The organism is Mesorhizobium sp. B2-4-3 (genome assembly GCF_006442815.1).
Lineage (GTDB): Bacteria > Pseudomonadota > Alphaproteobacteria > Rhizobiales > Rhizobiaceae > Mesorhizobium.
In genome coordinates this window covers 102,036-122,706 of sequence record NZ_VFVL01000015.1, presented here as the reverse complement: position 1 = coordinate 122,706, position 20,671 = coordinate 102,036, and the positions used below count along the sequence as shown (strand labels likewise).

18 protein-coding genes are annotated in these 20,671 nt (G+C 64.3%); 15 read left to right on the top strand and 3 right to left on the bottom strand.

The features are described 5' to 3' along the window. Positions 1-102 precede the first annotated feature (102 nt). The 3 genes from FJ956_RS16420 (at position 103) to FJ956_RS16410 (ending at position 4,180) form a co-directional block, all read left to right on the top strand. Positions 103-1,350, top strand: coding sequence for an OmpP1/FadL family transporter (locus FJ956_RS16420; RefSeq protein ID WP_140680103.1), 1,248 nt, complete (start codon positions 103-105; stop codon positions 1,348-1,350). Between the two features lie 291 nt (positions 1,351-1,641). Beyond that, a complete protein-coding gene (ilvD, locus tag FJ956_RS16415) occupies positions 1,642-3,366 on the top strand; it encodes a dihydroxy-acid dehydratase (protein ID WP_140680414.1) in 1,725 nt (574 codons plus the stop codon). Continuing rightward, a complete protein-coding gene (locus tag FJ956_RS16410) occupies positions 3,353-4,180 on the top strand; it encodes a tetratricopeptide repeat protein (RefSeq protein WP_140680106.1) in 828 nt (275 codons plus the stop codon). The genes ilvD and FJ956_RS16410 overlap by 14 nt, the downstream gene beginning before the upstream one ends. Positions 4,181-4,489: 309 nt before the next feature. On the opposite strand, the gene FJ956_RS16405 is transcribed toward FJ956_RS16410, so the two are convergent. From FJ956_RS16405 to erpA, 3 genes are all read right to left on the bottom strand, one after another. Further along, entirely contained in the window at positions 4,490-4,783 is a 294-nt protein-coding gene (locus FJ956_RS16405; protein WP_140680112.1) for a hypothetical protein, read from the bottom strand. 71 nt (positions 4,784-4,854) lie between these two features. Then, positions 4,855-5,649, bottom strand: a complete 795-nt coding sequence (gene xth, locus FJ956_RS16400; RefSeq protein ID WP_140680120.1) for an exodeoxyribonuclease III — start codon at positions 5,647-5,649, stop codon at positions 4,855-4,857. 164 nt (positions 5,650-5,813) lie between these two features. After that, a complete protein-coding gene (gene erpA, locus FJ956_RS16395) occupies positions 5,814-6,161 on the bottom strand; it encodes an iron-sulfur cluster insertion protein ErpA (RefSeq protein WP_140680129.1) in 348 nt (115 codons plus the stop codon). 70 nt (positions 6,162-6,231) lie between these two features. Here erpA and FJ956_RS16390 point away from each other — a divergent pair, with 70 nt between their 5' ends. The 12 genes from FJ956_RS16390 to FJ956_RS16335 all read left to right on the top strand — a co-directional run bounded on the left by FJ956_RS16390 (position 6,232) and on the right by FJ956_RS16335 (position 20,566). Then, positions 6,232-7,461 carry a deoxyguanosinetriphosphate triphosphohydrolase gene (locus tag FJ956_RS16390; RefSeq protein ID WP_140680137.1) on the top strand — a complete coding sequence of 410 codons (1,230 nt, stop codon included), beginning with the start codon at positions 6,232-6,234 and terminating at the stop codon, positions 7,459-7,461. A gap of 82 nt (positions 7,462-7,543) precedes the next feature. Continuing rightward, the gene (argS, locus tag FJ956_RS16385; protein ID WP_140680144.1) at positions 7,544-9,301 is read left to right on the top strand and encodes an arginine--tRNA ligase; all 1,758 of its coding nucleotides are present in this window, start codon (positions 7,544-7,546) and stop codon (positions 9,299-9,301) included. A 103-nt stretch (positions 9,302-9,404) separates the two neighbouring features. Next, complete coding sequence (locus FJ956_RS16380; protein ID WP_140680148.1) at positions 9,405-12,857, top strand: SPOR domain-containing protein; 3,453 nt, start codon at positions 9,405-9,407, stop codon at positions 12,855-12,857. 133 nt (positions 12,858-12,990) lie between these two features. Continuing rightward, positions 12,991-14,010, top strand: coding sequence for a beta-N-acetylhexosaminidase (nagZ, locus tag FJ956_RS16375; protein ID WP_140680151.1), 1,020 nt, complete (start codon positions 12,991-12,993; stop codon positions 14,008-14,010). Between the two features lie 62 nt (positions 14,011-14,072). After that, positions 14,073-14,873 (top strand): ScpA family protein, encoded by an 801-nt coding sequence (locus FJ956_RS16370; RefSeq protein WP_140680416.1) that lies wholly within the window; start codon positions 14,073-14,075, stop codon positions 14,871-14,873. After that, a complete protein-coding gene (gene scpB, locus FJ956_RS16365) occupies positions 14,870-15,625 on the top strand; it encodes an SMC-Scp complex subunit ScpB (protein ID WP_140680153.1) in 756 nt (251 codons plus the stop codon). Before FJ956_RS16370 ends, scpB begins: the two co-directional genes overlap by 4 nt. 182 nt (positions 15,626-15,807) lie before the next feature. Next, positions 15,808-16,026 carry a twin-arginine translocase TatA/TatE family subunit gene (locus FJ956_RS16360; protein WP_027167260.1) on the top strand — a complete coding sequence of 73 codons (219 nt, stop codon included), beginning with the start codon at positions 15,808-15,810 and terminating at the stop codon, positions 16,024-16,026. An 83-nt stretch (positions 16,027-16,109) separates the two neighbouring features. Beyond that, positions 16,110-16,838, top strand: coding sequence for a Sec-independent protein translocase protein TatB (gene tatB / locus FJ956_RS16355; RefSeq protein ID WP_140680155.1), 729 nt, complete (start codon positions 16,110-16,112; stop codon positions 16,836-16,838). Beyond that, on the top strand, positions 16,835-17,698 hold the full coding sequence (gene tatC / locus FJ956_RS16350; protein ID WP_140680157.1) for a twin-arginine translocase subunit TatC: 864 nt from the start codon (positions 16,835-16,837) through the stop codon (positions 17,696-17,698). The genes tatB and tatC overlap by 4 nt, the downstream gene beginning before the upstream one ends. A gap of 99 nt (positions 17,699-17,797) precedes the next feature. Continuing rightward, a complete protein-coding gene (gene serS / locus FJ956_RS16345; RefSeq protein ID WP_140680161.1) occupies positions 17,798-19,102 on the top strand; it encodes a serine--tRNA ligase in 1,305 nt (434 codons plus the stop codon). Positions 19,103-19,106: 4 nt separating this feature from the next. Next, a complete protein-coding gene (gene surE, locus FJ956_RS16340; RefSeq protein WP_140680163.1) occupies positions 19,107-19,865 on the top strand; it encodes a 5'/3'-nucleotidase SurE in 759 nt (252 codons plus the stop codon). 47 nt (positions 19,866-19,912) lie between these two features. After that, positions 19,913-20,566 (top strand): protein-L-isoaspartate(D-aspartate) O-methyltransferase, encoded by a 654-nt coding sequence (locus tag FJ956_RS16335; RefSeq protein WP_140680167.1) that lies wholly within the window; start codon positions 19,913-19,915, stop codon positions 20,564-20,566. The last annotated feature ends 105 nt before the right edge of the window (positions 20,567-20,671 follow it).

Sequence of the window (20,671 nt, the reverse complement as noted above, 5' to 3'; positions counted from 1 at the left end):
CGTGCTGTCAAGATGTACATGTACAGCCCTTGAAATCGTTGTTGCGTCGTTAACCCGAATTGGTTCTAGCTTGAGCCACTTGTATTTTGGGGAGGGATTTCCATGAACATCTTGCGGCTCAAAGCTCTGGCGGGGGCAGGCTGCTTTTCGATCGCTTTGATCGGTGCGGCGATGCATCCCGCGCATGCCGGCGGCCTGGAGCGCGGCGGCTACGACATCGATCTGCTTTTCGATCCCGCGCCGGTCGCGACGGAGGCGGAAGCGACCTATGTGATGCCGGATCGCAAGTACAAGAATGCGAAGGGGCCGGGTGGGGCTCCCCTGTTCCCGGGCTTTAGCTCTACGGCCGACGGCGCGGAGCCTTATTGGGTGCCGCGCATCGGCGTCAAGGTTCAGGTTGTCCAAGGCGTCGACTGCATGGTCGATTATTCGCAGCCGTGGGGCGCACATACGGCACCGGGCAGTAACTGGAACGGAGCGGTTTCAAACATTGAGACCGATATCAAGAGCAACAACTACGCCGGTACTTGCTCTTACAAGTTTGATGCCGGGAAGGGCCAGCTCCGTTTTATCGGCGGCGTGTTCTACCAGGATATTTCAGGCTTCAAGGAAAGCTTGGTGGGTTTTGCCCCCATTACCTTCCAGCCACTGTCCGGTCGCGTCGATCTGGATGCCAGCGGCTGGGGTTGGCGTGCAGGCATAGCGTACGAAATTCCGGACATCGCATTGCGCGCTAGCCTCGTTTACAATTCGCAGGTGAAGCTCGACAACATTTCTGGCGCGCTGACTTTGCCAAATGGCTTGGGAGGGACTGCGTCCGCACCTATCTATGGCTCGACGCAGTATATGCCTGACTCGGTGGAATTGAAATTGCAGTCCGGCATTGCGCCGGGCTGGCTTGCTTTCGGTTCGATCAAATGGGTGAACTGGAGCGTGCTGCAAAGTGTTCCGATCTGTATAGTAGGGACTCCCTCCCAGTTCTGTGTGACCAATGGTCTTGGAGAGGCGACCTCGCTGGACCTGATGTATCGTGATGGGTGGACCGTGTCGGGCGGTATCGGCCACAAATTCAACGATCAGTGGAGTGCCGCGGCCCAGCTCACTTGGGATCGTGGTACTTCGCATGGCTACGGCGCCCAGACTGATACTTGGACACTCGGCGGCGGAGTCGCTTACACGCCGCAACCCAACATCGAGGTTCGTTTGGCTGGTGCGATCGGCGTGTTGACCAGCGGTCATTCCGGCATATTGATTGGCGAAAACGGTAAGATTGTTGGCGCGGACGCCAGCTATGACTTCGGCAACGATCTCGTCACTGCGATCTCGGGCGGAATCAAGATAAAGTTCTAAACTTCTGAAAATTCGACGAAAAAAGGCCGGGCAACGCCCGGCCTTTTTCGTTGAGTGACCGATGCCTTTGGCTCCGTCCTTCCGCCCGCTGTTGCGGATTCGCCGCGCAACCGGCGCCCGATACGATTGTGACGTTTTGGCAACAGTTTATGAACAACCCCCGCGCTAAAAGACTTGCCGAGGGAACTGCCCATTTCCCGCCATAAACCCGGAGCACCCGAGATATGTCCCGGGATGCGTGCCAGGTTGGCGCGGCGAGGGACCGGCCGCGGGTGTGCGGCAAGGACAATGATGGACGCCAAGGCAATCTCCAAGGCCAAGCTGCCCAGCCGCCACGTGACCGTTGGTCCGGCGCGCGCGCCGCATCGTTCGTACCTCTATGCCATGGGCCTGTCGGCGGCCGAGATCGCGCAGCCTTTGGTCGGCGTCGCCAGCTGCTGGAACGAGGCCGCGCCCTGCAACATCTCGCTGATGCGCCAGGCGCAAGTGGTGAAGAAGGGCGTGGCTGCCGCCAACGGCACGCCGCGCGAGTTCTGCACCATCACCGTCACCGACGGCATCGCCATGGGCCACCAGGGCATGAAGTCGTCGCTGGTGTCGCGTGAGGTGATCGCCGATTCGGTCGAGCTCACCATGCGCGGCCATTGCTACGATGCCCTTGTCGGGCTCGCCGGCTGCGACAAGTCGCTGCCCGGCATGATGATGGCGATGGTGCGCCTCAACGTGCCCTCGATCTTCATCTATGGCGGCTCGATCCTGCCCGGCAGCTATCGCGGCCGGCAGATCACCGTGCAGGACGTGTTCGAGGCGGTCGGCCAGCATTCGGTCGGCACGATCAGCGACGCCGAATTGCTCGAGATCGAGCAGGCGGCCTGTCCTTCCGCCGGTTCCTGCGGCGCTCAGTTCACCGCCAACACCATGGCGACCGTCGCCGAGGCGATCGGCCTTGCGCTGCCCTATTCCTGCGGCGCGCCGGCGCCCTACGAGATGCGCGACCGCTTCAATTTCGCATCCGGCGAAAAGGTCATGGAGTTGATCGCCAAGAACATCCGGCCGCGCGACATCGTCACCCGCAAGGCGTTGGAGAACGCGGCGACCGTGGTGTCGGCCACCGGCGGCTCGACCAACGCGGCGCTGCATCTGCCGGCGATCGCGCATGAGGCCGGCATCAAGTTCGACTTGTTCGACGTGGCGGCGATCTTCGAGAAGACGCCCTATATCGCCGACCTCAAGCCGGGCGGCAGATATGTCGCCAAGGACATGTTCGAGGCCGGCGGCATTCCGCTGCTGATGAAGACGCTGCTCGACCACGGCTATCTCCATGGCGACTGCATGACGGTCACCGGCCGCACTTTGGCCGAAAATATGGAGCACGTTGCCTGGAATGAGAGCCAGGATGTCGTGCGTCCCGCCAATCGGCCAATCACCAAGACAGGCGGCGTTGTGGGCTTGAAGGGCAACCTTGCCCCCGAAGGCGCGATCGTGAAGGTCGCGGGCATGTCGGAACTGAAATTCTCAGGACCGGCGCGCTGCTTCGATTCGGAGGAGGAGTGCTTCGAGGCGGTCACGCAGCGCAACTACCGGGAAGGCGAGGTTCTCGTCATCCGCTACGAGGGGCCGCGCGGCGGCCCGGGCATGCGCGAGATGCTGTCGACGACGGCCGCGCTTTACGGCCAGGGCATGGGCGGCAAGGTGGCGCTGATCACCGACGGGCGCTTCTCCGGCGCCACGCGCGGTTTCTGCATCGGCCATGTCGGGCCAGAGGCGGCGGTCGGCGGGCCGATCGGACTGATCCAGGATGGCGACGCGATCTCGATCGACGCCGTGAAAGGCACGATCGAAGTGGCCCTGTCGGACGCCGAACTGGCGGCCCGGGCAAAGAGTTGGAAGGCGCGCAAGACCGACTATCAGTCCGGCGCGATCTGGAAATATGCGCAGGCCGTGGGGCCGGCCCGCGACGGCGCGGTGACCCATCCGGGTGCGGCAGAAGAAACGCACTGCTATGCGGACATCTGAGGTGTTGAGGTCGTCTGTCTTTTCGGCACTGATCGCTCTCGCGACCTTGGGCGCCGTCGGGCAGGCCATGGCCTTCGACGACAAGGTGTTCGACGACAAGACCGGCGTGAAGCCGCAGTCGAGCCCCTGGGCGGTGTTCCAGTTCGGCTTCTCCGCCTACAAGAGCGGCCATAAGGAACAGGCGGTCGAAGCCTATAAATACGCCGCCGAGAACGGCCAGATCGGCGCCACATGGAAGCTTGCGCGCATGTATGCCGAAGGCGACGGCGTGACGCGCGACGACTACGCCGCCTTCAAGTTCTTCTCGGAAATCGTCGACCAGGATGTCGAGCCCGGCTCGCCGGAAGAGAGCTATGTGTCGGACGCGCTGGTGGCGCTGGGCGACTATCTTCGCAAGGGCATTCCCGGCACGCCGGTCGAGGAGAATGATGTCGCGGCGCAGGAATATTACATGCGCGCCGCCGCCAACTACCGCAATCCGAACGCCCAGTTCGAGATCGGCCAGATGTTCCTCAAGGGCGAGGGCGGCGTGAAGGCCAGCGTCAAGCAGGCAGGCCGCTGGCTGCAACTCGCCGCCGAAAAGGGCCATGCCGGCGCGCAGGCGACGCTCGGCAATCTTCTGTTCCAGAGCGGCAAGGTCGTGCGCGGCCTGGCGATGATGACGGCGGCGCTGGCGCGGGCTCCGGCGGCCGACCAGCCCTGGATCCGCAACATGCAGGAAGAGGCTTTCGCCGCGGCCGGCGAGGCCGATCGCCGGACCGCGATCTCGCTCGCCGACGATATCCTGACCAAGGGCAACAACGGCGACCAGTAAGCGCAGGTTTGGCGATAGCGTGCGTGGTAGCTTGGCGCATGCATTGTCCAATGTAGCGCTGGTCGACCCCCACTCCGTCTCGGCTTCGCCGAGCCACCTCTCCCCCGATCGACGGGGTAGAGGAAGGCGCCAAGCTTTTTGCCGTCAGCGCTCGTCCAGCAACGCTCCCTTCCTTTCCTCCGGAGGGGGAAAGGTGGTGCTGCGAAGCAGCGACGGATTGGGGGAACCACGTGGCAGTCAAGCCAGTCACGCCAGTCACAGAAGATGTGTGCATAGCGTAACCTGGATGGTGGGGAGATCGGCGGCGCCTCAGTTCTCGGTCGGCTCCGTCGGCGCAGGGCCGGGCGTCGGGGTCGACATCGACGTCGGGTGGGGTTTTGGCGCGTCTCCCGGGCATTCGTCCTTGATCCTGGTCCAGGACGTGTTGTTGAGAACCATGTCGCAGCGGGCGAGGTGGCTCTCGCCTGCCGGCGTCAGGCACGCCGTCTCGCCGACATTGAAAGACTTGCCATTGGCAAGACAGGTTGGTGCCGCCAGCAACGGCGTCGGCGCGGCAAGCGCCAAAGCAAGGCCGACCGGCCCAAAAAGAAATCGGATCGCCATTCAACCCCCACAGCAATCCGTATCAAAGACGGGATTTGTGGCGATATCAGGGTCCGCGGAACTTGAGTGGCTCAGGCGGGCTGCAGGCTGAGCTCGATCGCGACCGGCACATGGTCGGACGGTTTTTCCCAGGCGCGGACGTGCTTTTCCACCGAGGCCGACGCAAAACGGTTGGCGGCTTCCGGTGACAGCAGCAGATGATCGATGCGGATGCCGTTGTTCTTCTGCCAGGCGCCGGCCTGATAATCCCAGAAGGTGTAGACGCCGGCCGAGTCGGTCACGGTGCGCACCGCTTCGGTGAAACCGAGATTCTTCAGCCGGCGGAAGGCTTGCCTCGTCTGCGGCTGGAACAGCGCGTCACCCAGCCAGTTTTCGGGAAACCGGGCATCGGCCGGTTCGGGGATGACATTGTAGTCGCCGGCCAGCACCAGCGCCTCCTCGAGCCGCAGCCGCTCCTGCGCCCAGCGCTCCAGCCGCGCCATCCAGGCGAGCTTGTAGGAAAATTTCCGCTCATCGTCGATCGGGTTGCCGTTCGGCAGATAGAGCGAAACGACGCGCAGGGCGCCCTGGTCGGTCGAGAAGACACCTTCGATGAAGCGGGCATGATCATCCGCGTCGTCGCCCGGCAGGCCGCGGTTGACCTCGTCGAAAGGAAGCTTCGACAGGATCGCGACGCCGTTGAAGCTCTTCTGGCCGTTGGTCTCGACATTGTAGCCCAGCGCCTCGATCTCGGCGCGCGGGAACTGGTCGTCGACCGTCTTGATCTCCTGTAGGCACACGATGTCCGGCGCGCTTTCGGTCAGCCAATGGGTGAGGTTGCCGATGCGGGCGCGAACGCCGTTGATGTTCCAGGTGACGATCTTCATGCAGGCCTCGATGCTGTTCGGACGGAGGGCGTTCGACGAAGCGGATCGTATTGCCTGCGCGGGCCTTTAGAAAGGCTGTCCGGTCGCATTCCTGCCAATAGCCGGGCGACAGCCGTGGGCTTACCCGGTTCGCACCGGTCACAGGCTTGCGAAGTTTCGGTCGATCAGATGGAGAAGCTGGTGCCGCAGCCGCAGGAGGCGACAGCGTTGGGGTTCCTGATCTGGAAGGACTGGCCCATCAGGTCGTCGACGAAGTCGATCACCGAGCCGCCCATATAGACCAGCGACAGGTCGTCGATCAGGACCGTCGCGCCGTCCTTCTCGATGGCGACGTCGTCATCGTTCGCGCCTGCGACGAGATCGAATTTGTAGGAAAAGCCGGAACAGCCGCCGCCTTCGACGGAGACGCGCAACGCCGTCTTGCCCGGTTCGCCGGCAACGATCCTGGCGATCCGCTTGGCCGCGGCATCGGTCATTTCGACGTTCATGGCAGTCTTGGCATCCGCGCCCATCGGCGTCACCTTGCTTTCGGTTTCACATGATAGGTATGAAGCGGGCGTGGCCAAGTCAACTGGTGGGTCAATGGACGAGCGGCAGGGCAAGGATGCTCTCGGCGACATCGGATTCGGCTATCGGCCGCGCGCGGTCTATGCGAGCGACCCGGCGCGCTCGCGCGGTCGCCTGTTCGACGAGCCGGAAAGCCCGACCCGCACGCCGTTCCAGCGCGACCGCGACCGCATCATCCATTCCACCGCCTTCCGCCGGCTGAAGCACAAGACCCAGGTCTTCGTCGCGCATGAGGGCGATCACTACCGCACGCGGCTGACGCATTCGATCGAGGTGGCGCAGATCGCACGCGCGCTGGCGCGGGCGCTGCGCGGTGACGAGGACCTCGCCGAAGCAGTCGCCCTGGTGCACGATTTCGGCCACACGCCGTTCGGCCATACCGGCGAGGACGCGCTCAACGAGAAGATGGCCGCCTGGGGCGGCTTCGACCACAACGCCCAGTCGCTGCGCGTCGTCACGCGGCTCGAGCGGCGCTATGCCGAGTTCGACGGGCTGAACCTCACCTGGGAGACGCTGGAAGGGTTGGTCAAGCATAACGGCCCGCTGACCGATGCGAGCGGGAAGGGGCTCAAGGGTCCGGTGCCGCAAGCGATCCGCGACTATTCGGAGCTGCACGACCTCGAGCTCGACCGCTTCGCCGGCATCGAGGCGCAGTGCGCCGCGATCGCCGACGACATCGCCTACAACACCCATGACATAGACGACGGCCTGCGCGCCGGGTTCCTCACGCTGGATATGCTGGAGGAGGTCGGCTTACCGGGGACGATCCTGAAGGGCGTGCGCGCCCGCTATCCGGCTCTAGATGACGTGCGTACCGGCCACGAACTGATGCGCCGGCAGATCACGCTGATGGTCGAGGATGTCATCGCATCGACCGCCGCCAATATCGAGCGCCTGAAGCCGGACAGCGCCGACGCGGTGCGCGCGGCGGGCGAGACCCTGGTGACCTTTTCGCCAGGGATGGCCGCGGCCGAAAAGGAATTGAAGGCCTTTCTCTACAAGCATCTCTACCGGCATGCGGAGGTGATGCGCGTGCGGGCTGATGCCGAGCAGATCGTGCGCGAGCTGTTCGACGTCTATTTCGCCGATCCACGCGCCATGCCCGATGGCTGGCGCGAAGGGCTCGACCGGGCCGAGGATCGCATCAAGGCGCGCAGCGTGGCCGACTTCCTGGCCGGCATGACCGACACCTATGCGCTCAAGGAACATCGGCGTCTGTTTGACCATACGCCCGATTTGAGCTAGGGCGAGCCTCGATTTTGCCGGCCAGGCTGCCGGTTGTCTCTTAAAGCCCAGAGCATATCCAATAAAGCCCAGAGCATATCCAATGAATATCTTCGCCGATTTCAACGCGCGGATCGTAAAGGCCGTCGAAGCCCTTGATCTCAAGGACAAGGATGGGGCCGCGCTCGACCTGTCGCGTGTCGCGGTCGAGCCGCCGCGCGATGCAAGCCATGGCGATCTCGCCACCAATGCGGCGATGGTGCTGGCCAAGCCCACCGGACAGAACCCGCGCGCGCTTGCCGAAAGACTGGCCGAAGCGCTCCGCGCCGACGCAGACGTTGCCTCGGCCGAGATCGCCGGGCCGGGCTTCGTCAATCTCAGGCTCAAGGACGCGTTCTGGCACGTGCATCTGACGACGTTGCTCGGCGAAGGGCGCAACTATGGCCGCTCGACCATCGGCGGCGGCCGCAAGGCCAATGTCGAATATGTTTCGGCCAACCCGACCGGCCCCATGCATGTCGGCCATTGCCGGGGCGCCGTGGTCGGCGACACCTTGGCCAATCTGATGGCGTTCGCCGGCTACGACGTGACCAAGGAATATGTCATCAACGACGCCGGCTCGCAGATCGACGTGCTCGGCCGCTCGGCGTTCCTGCGCTATCGCGAGGCGCTCGGCGACGATATCGGCGAGATCCCGTCTGGTCTCTATCCGGGCGACTATCTGGTCCCCGTCGGCCAGGCGCTGGCCAAGGAATTCAGCCGCGGCCTGCTGCAGATGCCGGAAGATGAAGCGCTGGCGATCGTCAAGGACCGCACCGTCGATGCGATGATGGCGATGATCCGCGAGGACCTGGCGCTGCTCAATGTGCATCACGACGTGTTCTTCTCCGAGCGCACGCTGCATGCCGACAACGCCAAGAGAATCCGGGCGGCGATCGCCGACCTGACGCTCAAGGGCCACATCTACAAGGGCAAGCTGCCGCCGCCGAAGGGCGAGAAGCCGGACGACTGGGAAGACCGCGAGCAGACGCTGTTCCGCTCGACGGCGGTCGGCGACGACATGGACCGGGCGCTGGTCAAGTCCGATGGCTCGTTCACCTATTTCGCCGCCGACGTCGCCTATCTGAAGGACAAGGTCGAGCGCGACTTCGTCGACCTGATCTATGTGCTCGGCGCCGACCATGGCGGCTATGTGAAGCGGCTGGAGGCGCTGGCGCGGGCGGTTGCCGGCGACACGGTCAAGCTCACCGTGCTGCTTTGCCAGCTCGTGAAACTGTTCCGCGACGGCGAGCCGGTCCGCATGTCGAAACGGTCCGGCGATTTCATCACTCTGCGCGAGGTCGTGGAGGAGGTCGGCCGCGACCCGATCCGCTTCATGATGCTTTACCGCAAGAACGACGCGCCGCTCGATTTCGACTTCGCCAAGGTCACGGAGCAGTCGAAGGACAATCCGGTGTTCTACGTGCAGTACGCGTCGGCGCGCTGCCATTCCGTCTTCAGGCAGGCGAGCGAGCAGCTCGGCGAGGCGAATTTCGACCGCAACCGGCTGGCGGCTTCCGTGGCTGCGCTGACCGACGAGGGCGAAATCGCGCTGATCCGGAAGCTGGCTGAATATCCAAGGCTGATCGAGTCCGCGGCGCTTTCGCTGGAGCCTCACCGGCTCGCATTCTACCTCTACGATCTGGCTTCCGGCTTCCATGCACAGTGGAATCGCGGCCACGACAACCAGGACTTACGTTTTGTTAAGGTTAACGACCGAGAATCAACCTATGCCAGACTAGGGCTGGTGCAGGCTGTTTCGGATGTCTTGACCTCCGGCCTGACGCTGATCGGGGCAGACGCGCCCACTGAAATGCGTTAGGTTTAACTAAAAAACCTGTCACCTTTTGCCCACATTGCGCTGGTAAGGGCCAACCCTGCGCGACGTCCATGGCGTCCGACTGTGTGCGAGTTCGGGAACAATAATGGCAGACAGAACCCCGCTGAAAGTAGCCGACCACAACGATATCGCCGCCGATGATCCGTTCGCGGAACTGACCCGGATCATGGGTTTCGACCCGCGCCAGCCGGTGCGGCAGCCGGCTCCCGCGGCCGAGAAGGCCGTGCCGGCCAATCAGGCTCCAGCGGCGGACGATTTCGACATCGACCTCGAGAAGGAGTTGATGGGAGAGTTCGATTCCGTCGAGGAAAGCGAGCTGGTCGCTCAGCAGGCTGCCCTGCATCAGATCGGCCATGAGCCGGCTTTCGAGCCCGCCAGCGCCGCCGCGAACGACGACGAGCTCACCGCGTCCTTCGAGCAGGATTTCGTGTTCGACGACGCGGCGGATCATGCCGATTTCGCCGTGGCCCGTGCGCCGGAGCCGAATTTCGCGCCGGAGCCGGATTTCGCGCCGGAGGCGCATTTTGCAGCGGAGCCGCATTTCGCGCCGGAGCCACAAGAAGCTCCCGAGCCGGAAGTCGCTTTTGACGACGATTTCGACAAGGCCGTCGCCAGCTCGCTGGATGTCTCGCCGCTCGAAGACGAGCTTCCGATCGATCAGGAGATGGCGGCTTCGCTGGACCAGGATTTCCAGCTCGACCATCACGAACCCGCCAACCTCGACGATCACGAGGATCACGAGCCGGCTGAGGCCCGTCAGAACGCCGTCGAAGCCGTGCAGGCCGCGACCGAAGACGCGTTCAACGCCGACTTCGACAATGCGGTCCAGATGTCGCTCGAAGACGAGCTGTCGTTTGAGAGCCACGAGCCGGAGCAGCAGGCGCAAGCCGCCGGGCCGGCCGAAGCCTACGCGGCCGATCCGCCGATTTCCGAGGACGATTTTGCCGGTCATTTCGATCAGGCAATGACCGATGTCGATATCAATCTCGGTCAGGATCAGGATCTTCAGGAGCCGGAGCTGGCGGTTGACGACGACCCGGCGCCGATGGTCGAGGCACCGACCGAGACGGCCCATTTCGCCGCCGAGCCTGAGTTCGCCGCGCCTGAACCTGCCGCGGCGCTGACCCTCGATGACGATTTCGAACTGAGTTTCCGCGATGCTCTGAACGAGGAGCCGCAAGCTCCGGCCGTCGATCCCGCCGCCGCGCTGCAGCCGGCCGCGGTCGAGCCGACTCCTGTCGTCGCCGCTCCGGTTCCGCCTGTCGCCGCCGTCGAACCGGCGAGGCCAGCAGCCAGCGAACGCAGCCTGGAAGACGAGCTCAATGCGCTGCTCGGCGCCATGACCGCGCGACCGATGCCGGCGGTCAAGGAGCCCGCTCCCGCGCCACGTCTGGTTGCGGAACCCGCAAGCTACGCTGGCGGGAAGGCGGCGGCCGATGATCTCGACTGGGATCTCGACGAGCACCAGCAAGCGCAGAACGGGCAGGGCGCTCAGCCGGCAGAGAGCGACATGGACGACCTGCTGGCCAGCGAACTCGATCGCCAGGATTTCTCAAGCTCGGCCAAAACCGAGGCCGATGTTGATTTCGATGACGATTTCGGCGCTGCTTTCGCCAAGAGCATCGAAGCTGAGCAGGCGGCCGCCGCCACGGCGAGGTCTCCGGTAAATTCCTCCGATTGGCTGCATTCGACGCCTACGGAATCAGCCAAGTCGTGGAGCCGTTCGACCCCGACCTCCGCTCCGCCGGTGCAGGCTTCGTTTGCCGCGCAGCCGGCGCCCTCGGCTCCGGCGCAGATGGCCCCGCCTTCAGCGCCGGTGCAGATGGCGGCGCCGGCCTACCGCAGCGAACCCGCAACGGATTATTCCGCCTATGCCAAGCCGGCGCAGTCGCCGGCGCCTTCGTCGCCGCCTCGCCAGCACGAAGACGTGCCGGATGTCGAGACGGTCGATGTGCCGGAGCGCGTGGTCGCGCTCGCGGACGACCTCGACATTCCGGAGCTCAGCTTCGAGGAAGACCAGCCGGCGGCGCCCGCTTACGACGATCTCGATGCGGAATTCGCCAGCCTGCTCACCGACATGAACGCGACGGAGATCGCGCCGGCGCCCGCGCAGAACCGGGGCTATGATGACGAATCCTACAGCGCCGGCTTCAATGGTTATGACCGTCGCGACTTGCGCACCGAGGCTCCGGCGGCTCCGGTAGCCCCGGCGTCGCTTGCCGTCGCGAACGATTACGACGCCGACGACCTGCCCGGCAGTCGGCCGGTTTCGCAGGCGGAGGATTTCGCCGCCGATGAGCTCGACTACGATCCCGAGCTCGAGGAAGCGATGGCGATCCCCGGGCTTGCAGAGCGCGAGGCGGCGCAGCCGCGCCGGCGCGGCGTGATGATGGCGGCGCTGGTCGGCGCCGTGGTGGTTCTCGGCGGCCTTGGCGCGCTGGCCTTCTCCTTCGGCGGTAAGGGCGGCAGCGAGGCTCCTGTTATCGTCAAGGCCGACAATTCGCCGATCAAGGTGAAGCCCGAAAATCCGGGCGGCACGGTGGTGCCGAACCAGGACAACAAGGTTTATGACGCGGTGGCCAAGGGCGGCGGCGCGGCCAAGCCCGCCGAGCCGGTGCAGCAGAAGCTGGTGAACACCACCGAGCAGCCCGTGGACCTGGCATCGAAGGAACCGCCGCCGAGCCGGGTCGTCGATCTCTCGCCCAACGACGACGCCGCGGCCGGCACTGACGCCGCCGACGATTCAGCTGCAGCCTTGCCTGGCGTCGCGCAAGCGACCGTGCCGCAAAGCGCGCAACCTGCCGCGCAGGCAAGCGCGCAGCCGGCAGCGCCGGCGCCGAAGTCGGAAGACCGCATCGCCCAGGTGCTGCAGCAGGATGCCGACAACACCGTCAACAACGATGTCGTCGCCGTCGCGCCGCGCAAGGTGAAGACCATGATGGTGAAGCCGGACGGCTCGCTGGTGCCGCGTGAAGACCCGGCCCCGGCCGCGCCGAAGGTCGCGGCGGCCGAGCCGAGCGATCCGGCGCCGCAGCATGTCGCGGCGGCCTCCGACGGCCAGCAGACGGGAACCGTGGCTTCCGACGCGAGCCAGTCCGATACGGGCCAGGCCGATGCGCCTGCCGTCAAGCCGGCGAAGGCCGCGAAGAAGGCTGAAGCCAAGGCTCAGTCGGCCAACACGCCGGCGGTGGTGCCGGTGGCGCCGGCGCGTCCGTCCGACCAGCCGGTCGATATCGTCGGTGAGGTCAAGCCGGACCAGGTCGCTTCGATCGATCCGGCGGCGGCCGCCGGCAGCGGCTCGTGGTCGATGCAGATCGCCTCACAGCCGACGGTCGAAAGCGCGCAGTCGACCTATCAGGACTTGCAACGCCGCTACGGCAGCGTGCTCTCCGGCCGCACCGCCAGCATCGTCAAGGCGGAAGTCGCGGGCAAGGGCACGTTCTATCGGGTTCGCGTTCCTGCGAAGTCGCGCAACGACGCGATTGCCATGTGCACCAGCTATAAGGCGGCCGGCGGCAACTGCTTCGTATCGCGCTGATTAAGTCAAGCCTATCAAAGCCGGCGCCGCCGCGAGGCCGCGCCGGCTTTTCGTTGTGGACGGTTGTGGGCTTTGGCAGGTCCGAGGGCAGGGGTGATTCCCTTTGCTCGCTCAAAGCCTTAAGCTTCCCGGCATGAGCGAATCAAAATCCATGATCCTCGGCTGCGCCGGGAAATCCCTCACTGAAGGCGAAATCCGCTTCTATCGCGATGAACGTCCCTGGGGCTTCATCCTGTTTGCGCGCAACATCGGCGAGGCCGGGCAGATCCGCGATCTTGTCGCCTCGATGCGCGACAGCGTCGGCCGCCCGGACGCTCCGGTCTTCATCGACCAGGAAGGCGGCAGGGTGCAGCGGCTGCGTCCGCCGCTGGCGCCGAACTATCCGGCCGGCGGCGCGCTTGGCGCATTGTGGCGCGACGATCGCGAGGCCGGCCGCCGCGCCGCCTGGCTGATGGCGCGGCTGCATGCCTTCGATCTCTCTCGGCTGGGCATTACCGCCGACTGCCTGCCGGTGCTCGATGTGCCGGTCGAAGGCGCCAGCGACGTCATCGGCGCGCGCGCCTATGGCAAGGAGCCCAATGCCGCGATCGAGCTTGGCCGGGCTTCGGCCGAGGGGCTGATGTCCGGCGGCGTGCTGCCGGTGATGAAGCATATTCCCGGCCACGGCCGTGCCTTTGCCGACACGCATTTCGCGCTGCCGACCGTCGATACGCCGCTGGAAGAGCTCAGACGGCATGATTTCGCCCCGTTCAAGGCGTTGAACGAGCTGCCGATGGCGATGACGGCGCATGTCGTCTACAGCGCCGTCGATCCCGACAATCCGGCGACCACATCCGCCAAGGTCGTCGACCAAGTGATCCGCGGCGAGATCGGTTTCGACGGGCTGCTGATGAGCGACGACACCTCGATGAAGGCACTTTCTGGGGATTTCCCGACAAAGGCGGCCTCGATCCTTGCGGCCGGCTGCGATCTCGTTCTTCACTGCAACGGCGTTTTCGAGGAGATGTCGGGGATCGCGTCGCGCACGACGGCGTTGTCGGGCAAGTCGTTGCAACGCGCGGAGCGGGCGCTGACCTATATAAAGGACCGCGACGTCGCCGACGAAACCGCGATACGCGCAGAATTCGCCACCTATTTCGAAGCGGTGGCCTGAACCGAAGGGACCAAGGGCAAGTGGCGGAGACATTGGAAAGCAAGGCCGCGAAGGCCGCACCGATGGACCGTCTGTGGGCCGAGAACGACGATTCACGCCTGACCGGCGACCCGTCGCTGGTCGTCGACGTGGCCGGCTTCGAAGGTCCGCTCGATCTTCTCTTGCATCTTGCCCGCAACCAGAAGGTCGATCTGGCGCGCATTTCGATCCTGGCGCTCGCGGAGCAATATCTGGCCTTCGTCGAGAAGGTGCGGGCGCTGAGACTCGAGCTTGCCGCCGACTATCTGGTGATGGCGGCGTGGCTCGCCTTCCTGAAATCGAAGCTGCTGATCCCGAAGCAGCCGGGCGAAGAGGGCGAAAGCGGCGAGGAACTGGCGGCGGTGCTGCAATTCCGGCTGAAGCGGCTGGAAGCCATGCGCGACGCCGCGGCGCGTCTGGTCAACCGCAACCGTCTCGGCCGCGACGTCTTTTCGCGCGGCATGCCGGAAATGGTGATCATCGAGAAGCGCAACAGCTTTTCGGCCTCGCTCTACGATCTGCTCACCGCCTACGCGCAGCAGCGCCAGAAGCAGGCGATCAACAATGTGACGATTGCCAGGCGCGCCGTTTGGTCATTGAAGGATGCGCGTGAGGTGCTGGCGCGCCTGATCGGCTCGGTCGGCGACTGGACGGCGCTCGACAGCTTCCTGATCGAATATCTGGCGGCGCCGGAAGAGAAGCGCACGGCGATGGCCAGCTCTTTCGCGGCGACGCTGGAAATGGTGCGCGAGGGCAAACTGGACATGCGGCAGGACCAGGTGTTTGCGCCGATCTATCTGCGCGGCCGCGCGCAAGGGGTAAGGGCAGTCGAGGTGGTATCATGAGCGAACGCGCCAACGCTTCGGTCATTCCGTTCAAGGTCGAGGACGAACCGGAAGACGAGATGGCGGAGCAGGGTTCCATCGAGAACCCGGCCGAGCGGCTGCAATTGTCGGAAGCCGTGCGCATGGCGGAGGCAATCATTTTCGCCAGCGCCGAGCCGGTCAGCGAAAAGCAGCTTGCCGCGCGCCTGCCGGAAGGCGTGAACATTGCCGCCGCAATGGCGGATCTGCAGGAAATCTATGCCAAGCGCGGCGTAAACCTGGTACGGGTCGGCGATGCCTGGGCTTTCCGCACCGCCGGCGACCTGGCTTTCCTGATGAGCCGGGATTCGGTCCAGCAGAGAAAGCTTTCGCGCGCGGCGCTCGAAGTGCTGGCGATCATCGCCTATCACCAGCCGGTCACGCGCGCCGAGATCGAAGACATCAGAGGCGTCGAGACGTCGAAAGGCACACTCGATACGCTGCTCGAAACGGAGTGGGTCAGGATGCGCGGCCGCCGCCGCACGCCCGGACGGCCGGTGACCTATGGCACCACCGACGCTTTCCTGGATCATTTCGCGCTGGAGGAGATCCGCGATCTGCCCGGCATGGAGGAGTTGAAGGGCGCTGGCCTGCTCTCGACGCGCATGCCGGCCAATTTCTCGATGCCGGTGCCGCCGGCCGATCCCGATGCGCTCGCCGAAGACGAGGACGCGCTGACCGATATCGACCTCGAGGAGCTCGGGCTGCTGACGCCGCGCGTCACGGAAGAGTGACCGCGAAACCGGCGCGGGATGGTTTATTGGCAAGGCCTGCGCGGATTCGTAGCAAGGCGCTCACGCCGAAAGTGCGTGACATCCGCTAGCCATTTTATCAACTTCATTGCGGTTGTGTTTGAATCCCCGAGCGAAAACGCATAGATCATCGCCAGGGAAAAACATTCGAGAGAGATTTAGCAATGGGTTCGTTTTCGATTTGGCACTGGATGATCGTGCTGGTCATCGTGCTCCTGGTGTTCGGCCGCGGCAAGATCCCGGAACTGATGGGCGACATGGCCAAGGGCATCAAGAGCTTCAAGAAGGGCATGGCCGACGACGACGCCGACGACAAGCGTACCGTCGAACATCGCGCTGACGAGACTGTTTCGCCGGCCAAGGAAAAGGTCAGCAAGAGCTGATCTCGGTTGTTGCTTTGAGCATGCCGTTGTCCCAAAACCGCTTCGTATTTTTGGGCGGCAGGCACTCGTCGGAATAGATTGTCATGTTCGAAGTCGGTTGGAGCGAACTGCTGGTGATCGCGGTCGTCATGATCGTGGTCGTCGGGCCTAAGGATTTGCCCAACATGCTGCGCACCTTCGGCCGCACCGCGGCGAAATTGCGCGCCATGGCCGGCGACTTTCAGAAGCAGTTCAACGAGGCGCTGAAGGAAGCCGAGCTCGACGATGTGAAGAGCTCGATCGATAGTCTTCGCGGCCTCAATCCGATGAACGAGGTGCGCAAGCAGCTCAATCCGTTCGAGCAGGCAGCGGCCGATGTGCGCGCCGGCGTCGATACGATGATGAAGCCCAAGCCGGCCGCCGATCCGGCGGCGCCTGCAGCGGAGACGCCGCAGGCCGCCGAGCCGCTCAAGAATGGCGCGACGGATATGCCCGGCGTCCGTGGACCCGAGGCTGCCTCGGCGGCTCCGACCTTCCCGGCCATGACCGACGCCTCCGTCACCGCACCGGTTTCCGTGACCGCCGCGCCGGCCCGGCCGGCGAAAAAGGCTGCGACCGTCAAGGCCAGGACGACCGGCGCCGCGGCGAAAACGGGAGCGGCAACTAAGGCACCGGCTGCAAAAGCGCCGGCCAAATCCTCGCCGGCCTCGGTTAAAGTCGCCGCGCCCGCCAGGGAGGTTGCGCCCAAGGCTGAGGCAAAGCCTGCCGCGGCGAAGAAGCCGGCCGCGAAGAAGGCAACCGACGGCAAGAAGATGGCGGGCGACACCAAGTGAGCGTTTCGGACAAGGAAAAGGAAGAAATCGAAAAATCATCCGCGCCGCTGATCGAGCATCTCATTGAGCTGCGCCGCCGCTTGATCTGGTCGCTGGGTGGCTTCTTCGTCGCCTTTCTCGTCTGCTTCTTCTTTGCCAAGCGCCTGTTCAACCTTCTGGTCGTCCCGTTCAAATGGGCGACGCAATGGGCAGGGCTCGACCCGCACAAGGTCGAGCTGATCTACACTGCGCCGCAGGAGTTCTTCTTCACCCAGGTGAAGCTCGCCATGTTCGGCGGCATGGTGATCGCCTTCCCGCTGATCGCCACGCAGATCTACAAATTCATCGCGCCGGGCCTCTACAAGAACGAGCGCAGCGCCTTCCTGCCATTCCTGATCGCCTCGCCCATCCTGTTCCTGATGGGCGCCTCGCTGGTCTATTTCTTCTTCACCCCGATGGTCATGTGGTTCTTCCTGGCCATGCAGCAGACCGGCACCAACGACCAGGTGCAGATCTCGCTGCTGCCGAAGGTGTCGGAATATCTCAGCCTGATCATGACGCTGATCTTCTCCTTCGGCCTGGTGTTCCAGCTGCCGGTGGTGACCAGCCTTTTGACGCGCGTCGGCATATTGTCGTCGCAGGCGCTGGCCGAGAAGCGCAAATGGGCGATCGTTCTTTCCTTCGTCGTTGCCGCCGTGCTGACGCCGCCCGATCCGATGAGCCAGTGCGGCCTCGCCATCCCAACCATCATTCTCTACGAGGTCGCCATCTGGTCCTCGCGCATGATCGAGCGCAGCCAGGCGCGCGACCGCCTGGCGCGCGAGCAGGCGGAGGCCGGGAACTCTGCCGCCAGCAACACGCCGGATGCGCCGTCGACATAAGTCGCCAAGCCGGAAAATCGCGGCGGTGCGCCTACCCGCCGTCTTGCATCGATGGCGGATGCGGTTTACCCCCTCGATCCTTACTTTTGAGGATCGACCATGCTTGATATCAAATGGATTCGCGACAACCCGAAGGCCCTTGCGGAAGCGCTGGTGAAGCGTTCCTGGTCGACGGGCGATGCGCAGTCCACGGTCGACGACCTGATCGCCAAGGACGAGGCGCGGCGCACGCATCTAAGTGATTTGCAGCTCAAGCAGGAGCGTCGCAACGCCGCCTCGAAGGAGATCGGCAATGCCATGCGTTCGGGCGATTCAGCACTCGCCGAGAAGCTCAAAGGCGAGGTCAGCGACATCAAGGCGTTCATCCAGAATGGCGAGGCGCGCGAGCGCGAGCTCGACAAGGCGCTGGACGACGCGCTGGCGGTGCTGCCCAACGTGCCGCTTGATGACGTCCCAGTCGGTAAGGACGAGCACGACAATGTCGTCAAGCGCATCGTCGGCGAGGTGCCGACGCGTCCGAATTGGGTGAAGGAGCATTTCGAGATCGGCGAAGCGCTCGGCATGATGGATTTCGAGCGGGCAGCGAAGCTGTCCGGCTCGCGCTTCACGGTGCTGAAGAGCCAGCTGGCGCGTCTGGAGCGGGCGCTCGGCCAATACATGATCGACCTGCACACCACCGAGCACGGCTATGAAGAGATCATCCCGCCGCTGATGGTGCGCGACGAGGTGCTTTTCGGCACCAACCAGCTGCCGAAATTCGAGCTGGACCTGTTCTTCACGCCGCACGGCGACAGTCGCCTCGGCCTGATCCCGACGGCCGAGGTGCCGCTGACAAATCTCGTGCGCGAGGAAATCACCGCACATGAAAAGCTGCCGCTGCGCTACACGGCGTTGACGCCATGCTTCCGTTCGGAAGCGGGCTCGGCCGGCCGCGACACGCGTGGCATGCTGCGCCAGCACCAGTTCTACAAGGTCGAGCTGGTCTCGATCACCGACCAGGAAAGCTCGATCGCCGAGCATGAGCGGATGACTGAATGCGCCGAGGAGGTGCTGAAGCGGCTCGGCCTGCCGTTCCGCACGGTCACGCTCTGCACCGGCGACATGGGCTTCGGCGCGCGCAAGACCTATGACATCGAGGTCTGGCTGCCGGGGCAGAACGCCTATCGCGAAATCTCGTCCTGCTCGGTTTGCGGCGACTTCCAGGCCAGGCGCATGGATGCCCGCTACAAGGACAAGGACGGCAAGGGCAATCGCTTCGTCCATACGTTGAACGGCTCGGGCACCGCGGTCGGCCGCGCTCTTATCGCCGTCATCGAAAACTACCAGAACGAGGATGGCAGCGTAACCATTCCTGAAGTGCTGCGGCCTTACATGGGTGGTCTCGCCAAGATCGAATCGAAATGACTTGATGCGCATTCTCCTGACCAATGACGACGGCATCCACGCCGAGGGGCTGGCGTCGCTCGAACGCATAGCCCGCACGCTGTCGGACGACGTCTGGGTGGTCGCGCCGGAGCAGGACCAGTCCGGCTATGCGCATTCGTTGTCGATCTCGGAGCCGCTCCGGCTGCGCAAGATCGGCGAGAAGCATTACGCCGTGCGCGGCACGCCGACCGACTGCGTCATCATGGGCACGAAGAAAATCCTGCCCGGACGGCCGGACCTTATCCTGTCCGGCGTCAATTCCGGCGCCAACATCGCCGACGACGTCACCTATTCCGGCACCGTTGCGGGCGCCATGGAAGGCGCGCTGCTCGGCGTGCGCTCGATCGCGGTCAGCCAGGCCTATTCCTATGTCGGCGAGGATCGCGTCGTTCCTTACGAGACGACCGAGGCGCTGGCTCCGGCGCTGCTCAAGCGCTTGGTGGAAACGCCGCTGCCGGAAGGCGTGCTGCTCAATGTCAATTTCCCGAACTGCGCGCCCGACGAAGTGGAGGGCACCGTCGTTACCGCGCAGGGCAAGCTGGTGCACAGCCTGTGGGTCGACGAGCGGCGCGACGGGCGCGGCCTGCCTTACTACTGGCTGCGCTTCGGCCGCGAGCCGGTCGAAGGCAAGAAGGGCACGGACCTCCATGCGATGCGCAACCGGCTGGTGTCGGTGACGCCGCTGCAGCTCGACCTCACCGCCCATGAACTCCGCGACCAGCTGACCAAGGCGCTGTCATGAACAAGGCGTTGGCATGAATAGGGTTTTGGCATGAACACGGTTTTGGCATGAACACGGGCATCGACGACCGCGAAGGTTTCGCCGCTTTCCTGCTCAGGCTGCGGGGCAGAGGTGCGGCGCCGAAGGCGCTGGTCGCCGCCTTCGAGGCGACGCCGCGGCGTGGTTTCCTGCCGGCGCAGTTCCATGCGGTCGCCTGGTCGGACGGCATGCTGCCGATCGAATGCGGCGAGGCGATCGAGGGCGCCGATCTGCAGGCGGCGGTGATCGCCGCGCTCCACATCGAGCCGGGCAACCGCGTGCTCGAGATCGGCACCGGCTCGGGCTACACGGCCGCCGTCATGTCGAGGCTTGCGGCGCGCATCATCACCGTCGACCGCTACAAGACCCTGACCGAGCAGGCAAAGCAGCGCTTCGAGGCGCTCGCCATCAGCAACGTCATCGCCCGCCAGGCCGACGGTTCCAACGGCCTGCCCAATGAAGGGCCGTTCGACCGTATCGTCGCCTGGGCAGTCTTCGACAGCCTGCCGCGCTTCCTGCTCGACCAATTGTCGAGCGGCGGCATCGTCATCGCGCCGATCGGCCCGGAAGAAGGCGGGCAGGTGCTGGCCAAGCTCACCAAGGTCGGCAGCCGCTTCGAGCGCGAGGACATCGGCATGGTCAGGCTGCAGCCTATCCTGCGCAGCGTCGCGATGGTGATTTAGCGGCCTTACGGCTCTTCGCCAAAATTTCCGCCAATGTTTTAAGAAAATTTTTGTCGGATTCTAATGGGTTAACCGCCCAGTAACATTAACGCGCTTTAATCGTGA

Coding starts and splice junctions, on each gene's coding strand:
- FJ956_RS16420 (WP_140680103.1), top strand. CDS start 103: ATGAACATCTTGCGGCTCAAAGCTCTGGCGGGGGCAGGCTGCTTTTCG.
- ilvD (WP_140680414.1), top strand. CDS start 1,642: ATGGACGCCAAGGCAATCTCCAAGGCCAAGCTGCCCAGCCGCCACGTG.
- FJ956_RS16410 (WP_140680106.1), top strand. CDS start 3,353: ATGCGGACATCTGAGGTGTTGAGGTCGTCTGTCTTTTCGGCACTGATC.
- FJ956_RS16405 (WP_140680112.1), bottom strand. CDS start 4,783: ATGGCGATCCGATTTCTTTTTGGGCCGGTCGGCCTTGCTTTGGCGCTT.
- xth (WP_140680120.1), bottom strand. CDS start 5,649: ATGAAGATCGTCACCTGGAACATCAACGGCGTTCGCGCCCGCATCGGC.
- erpA (WP_140680129.1), bottom strand. CDS start 6,161: ATGGGCGCGGATGCCAAGACTGCCATGAACGTCGAAATGACCGATGCC.
- FJ956_RS16390 (WP_140680137.1), top strand. CDS start 6,232: ATGGACGAGCGGCAGGGCAAGGATGCTCTCGGCGACATCGGATTCGGC.
- argS (WP_140680144.1), top strand. CDS start 7,544: ATGAATATCTTCGCCGATTTCAACGCGCGGATCGTAAAGGCCGTCGAA.
- FJ956_RS16380 (WP_140680148.1), top strand. CDS start 9,405: ATGGCAGACAGAACCCCGCTGAAAGTAGCCGACCACAACGATATCGCC.
- nagZ (WP_140680151.1), top strand. CDS start 12,991: ATGAGCGAATCAAAATCCATGATCCTCGGCTGCGCCGGGAAATCCCTC.
- FJ956_RS16370 (WP_140680416.1), top strand. CDS start 14,073: ATGGACCGTCTGTGGGCCGAGAACGACGATTCACGCCTGACCGGCGAC.
- scpB (WP_140680153.1), top strand. CDS start 14,870: ATGAGCGAACGCGCCAACGCTTCGGTCATTCCGTTCAAGGTCGAGGAC.
- FJ956_RS16360 (WP_027167260.1), top strand. CDS start 15,808: ATGGGTTCGTTTTCGATTTGGCACTGGATGATCGTGCTGGTCATCGTG.
- tatB (WP_140680155.1), top strand. CDS start 16,110: ATGTTCGAAGTCGGTTGGAGCGAACTGCTGGTGATCGCGGTCGTCATG.
- serS (WP_140680161.1), top strand. CDS start 17,798: ATGCTTGATATCAAATGGATTCGCGACAACCCGAAGGCCCTTGCGGAA.
- surE (WP_140680163.1), top strand. CDS start 19,107: ATGCGCATTCTCCTGACCAATGACGACGGCATCCACGCCGAGGGGCTG.
- FJ956_RS16335 (WP_140680167.1), top strand. CDS start 19,913: ATGAACACGGGCATCGACGACCGCGAAGGTTTCGCCGCTTTCCTGCTC.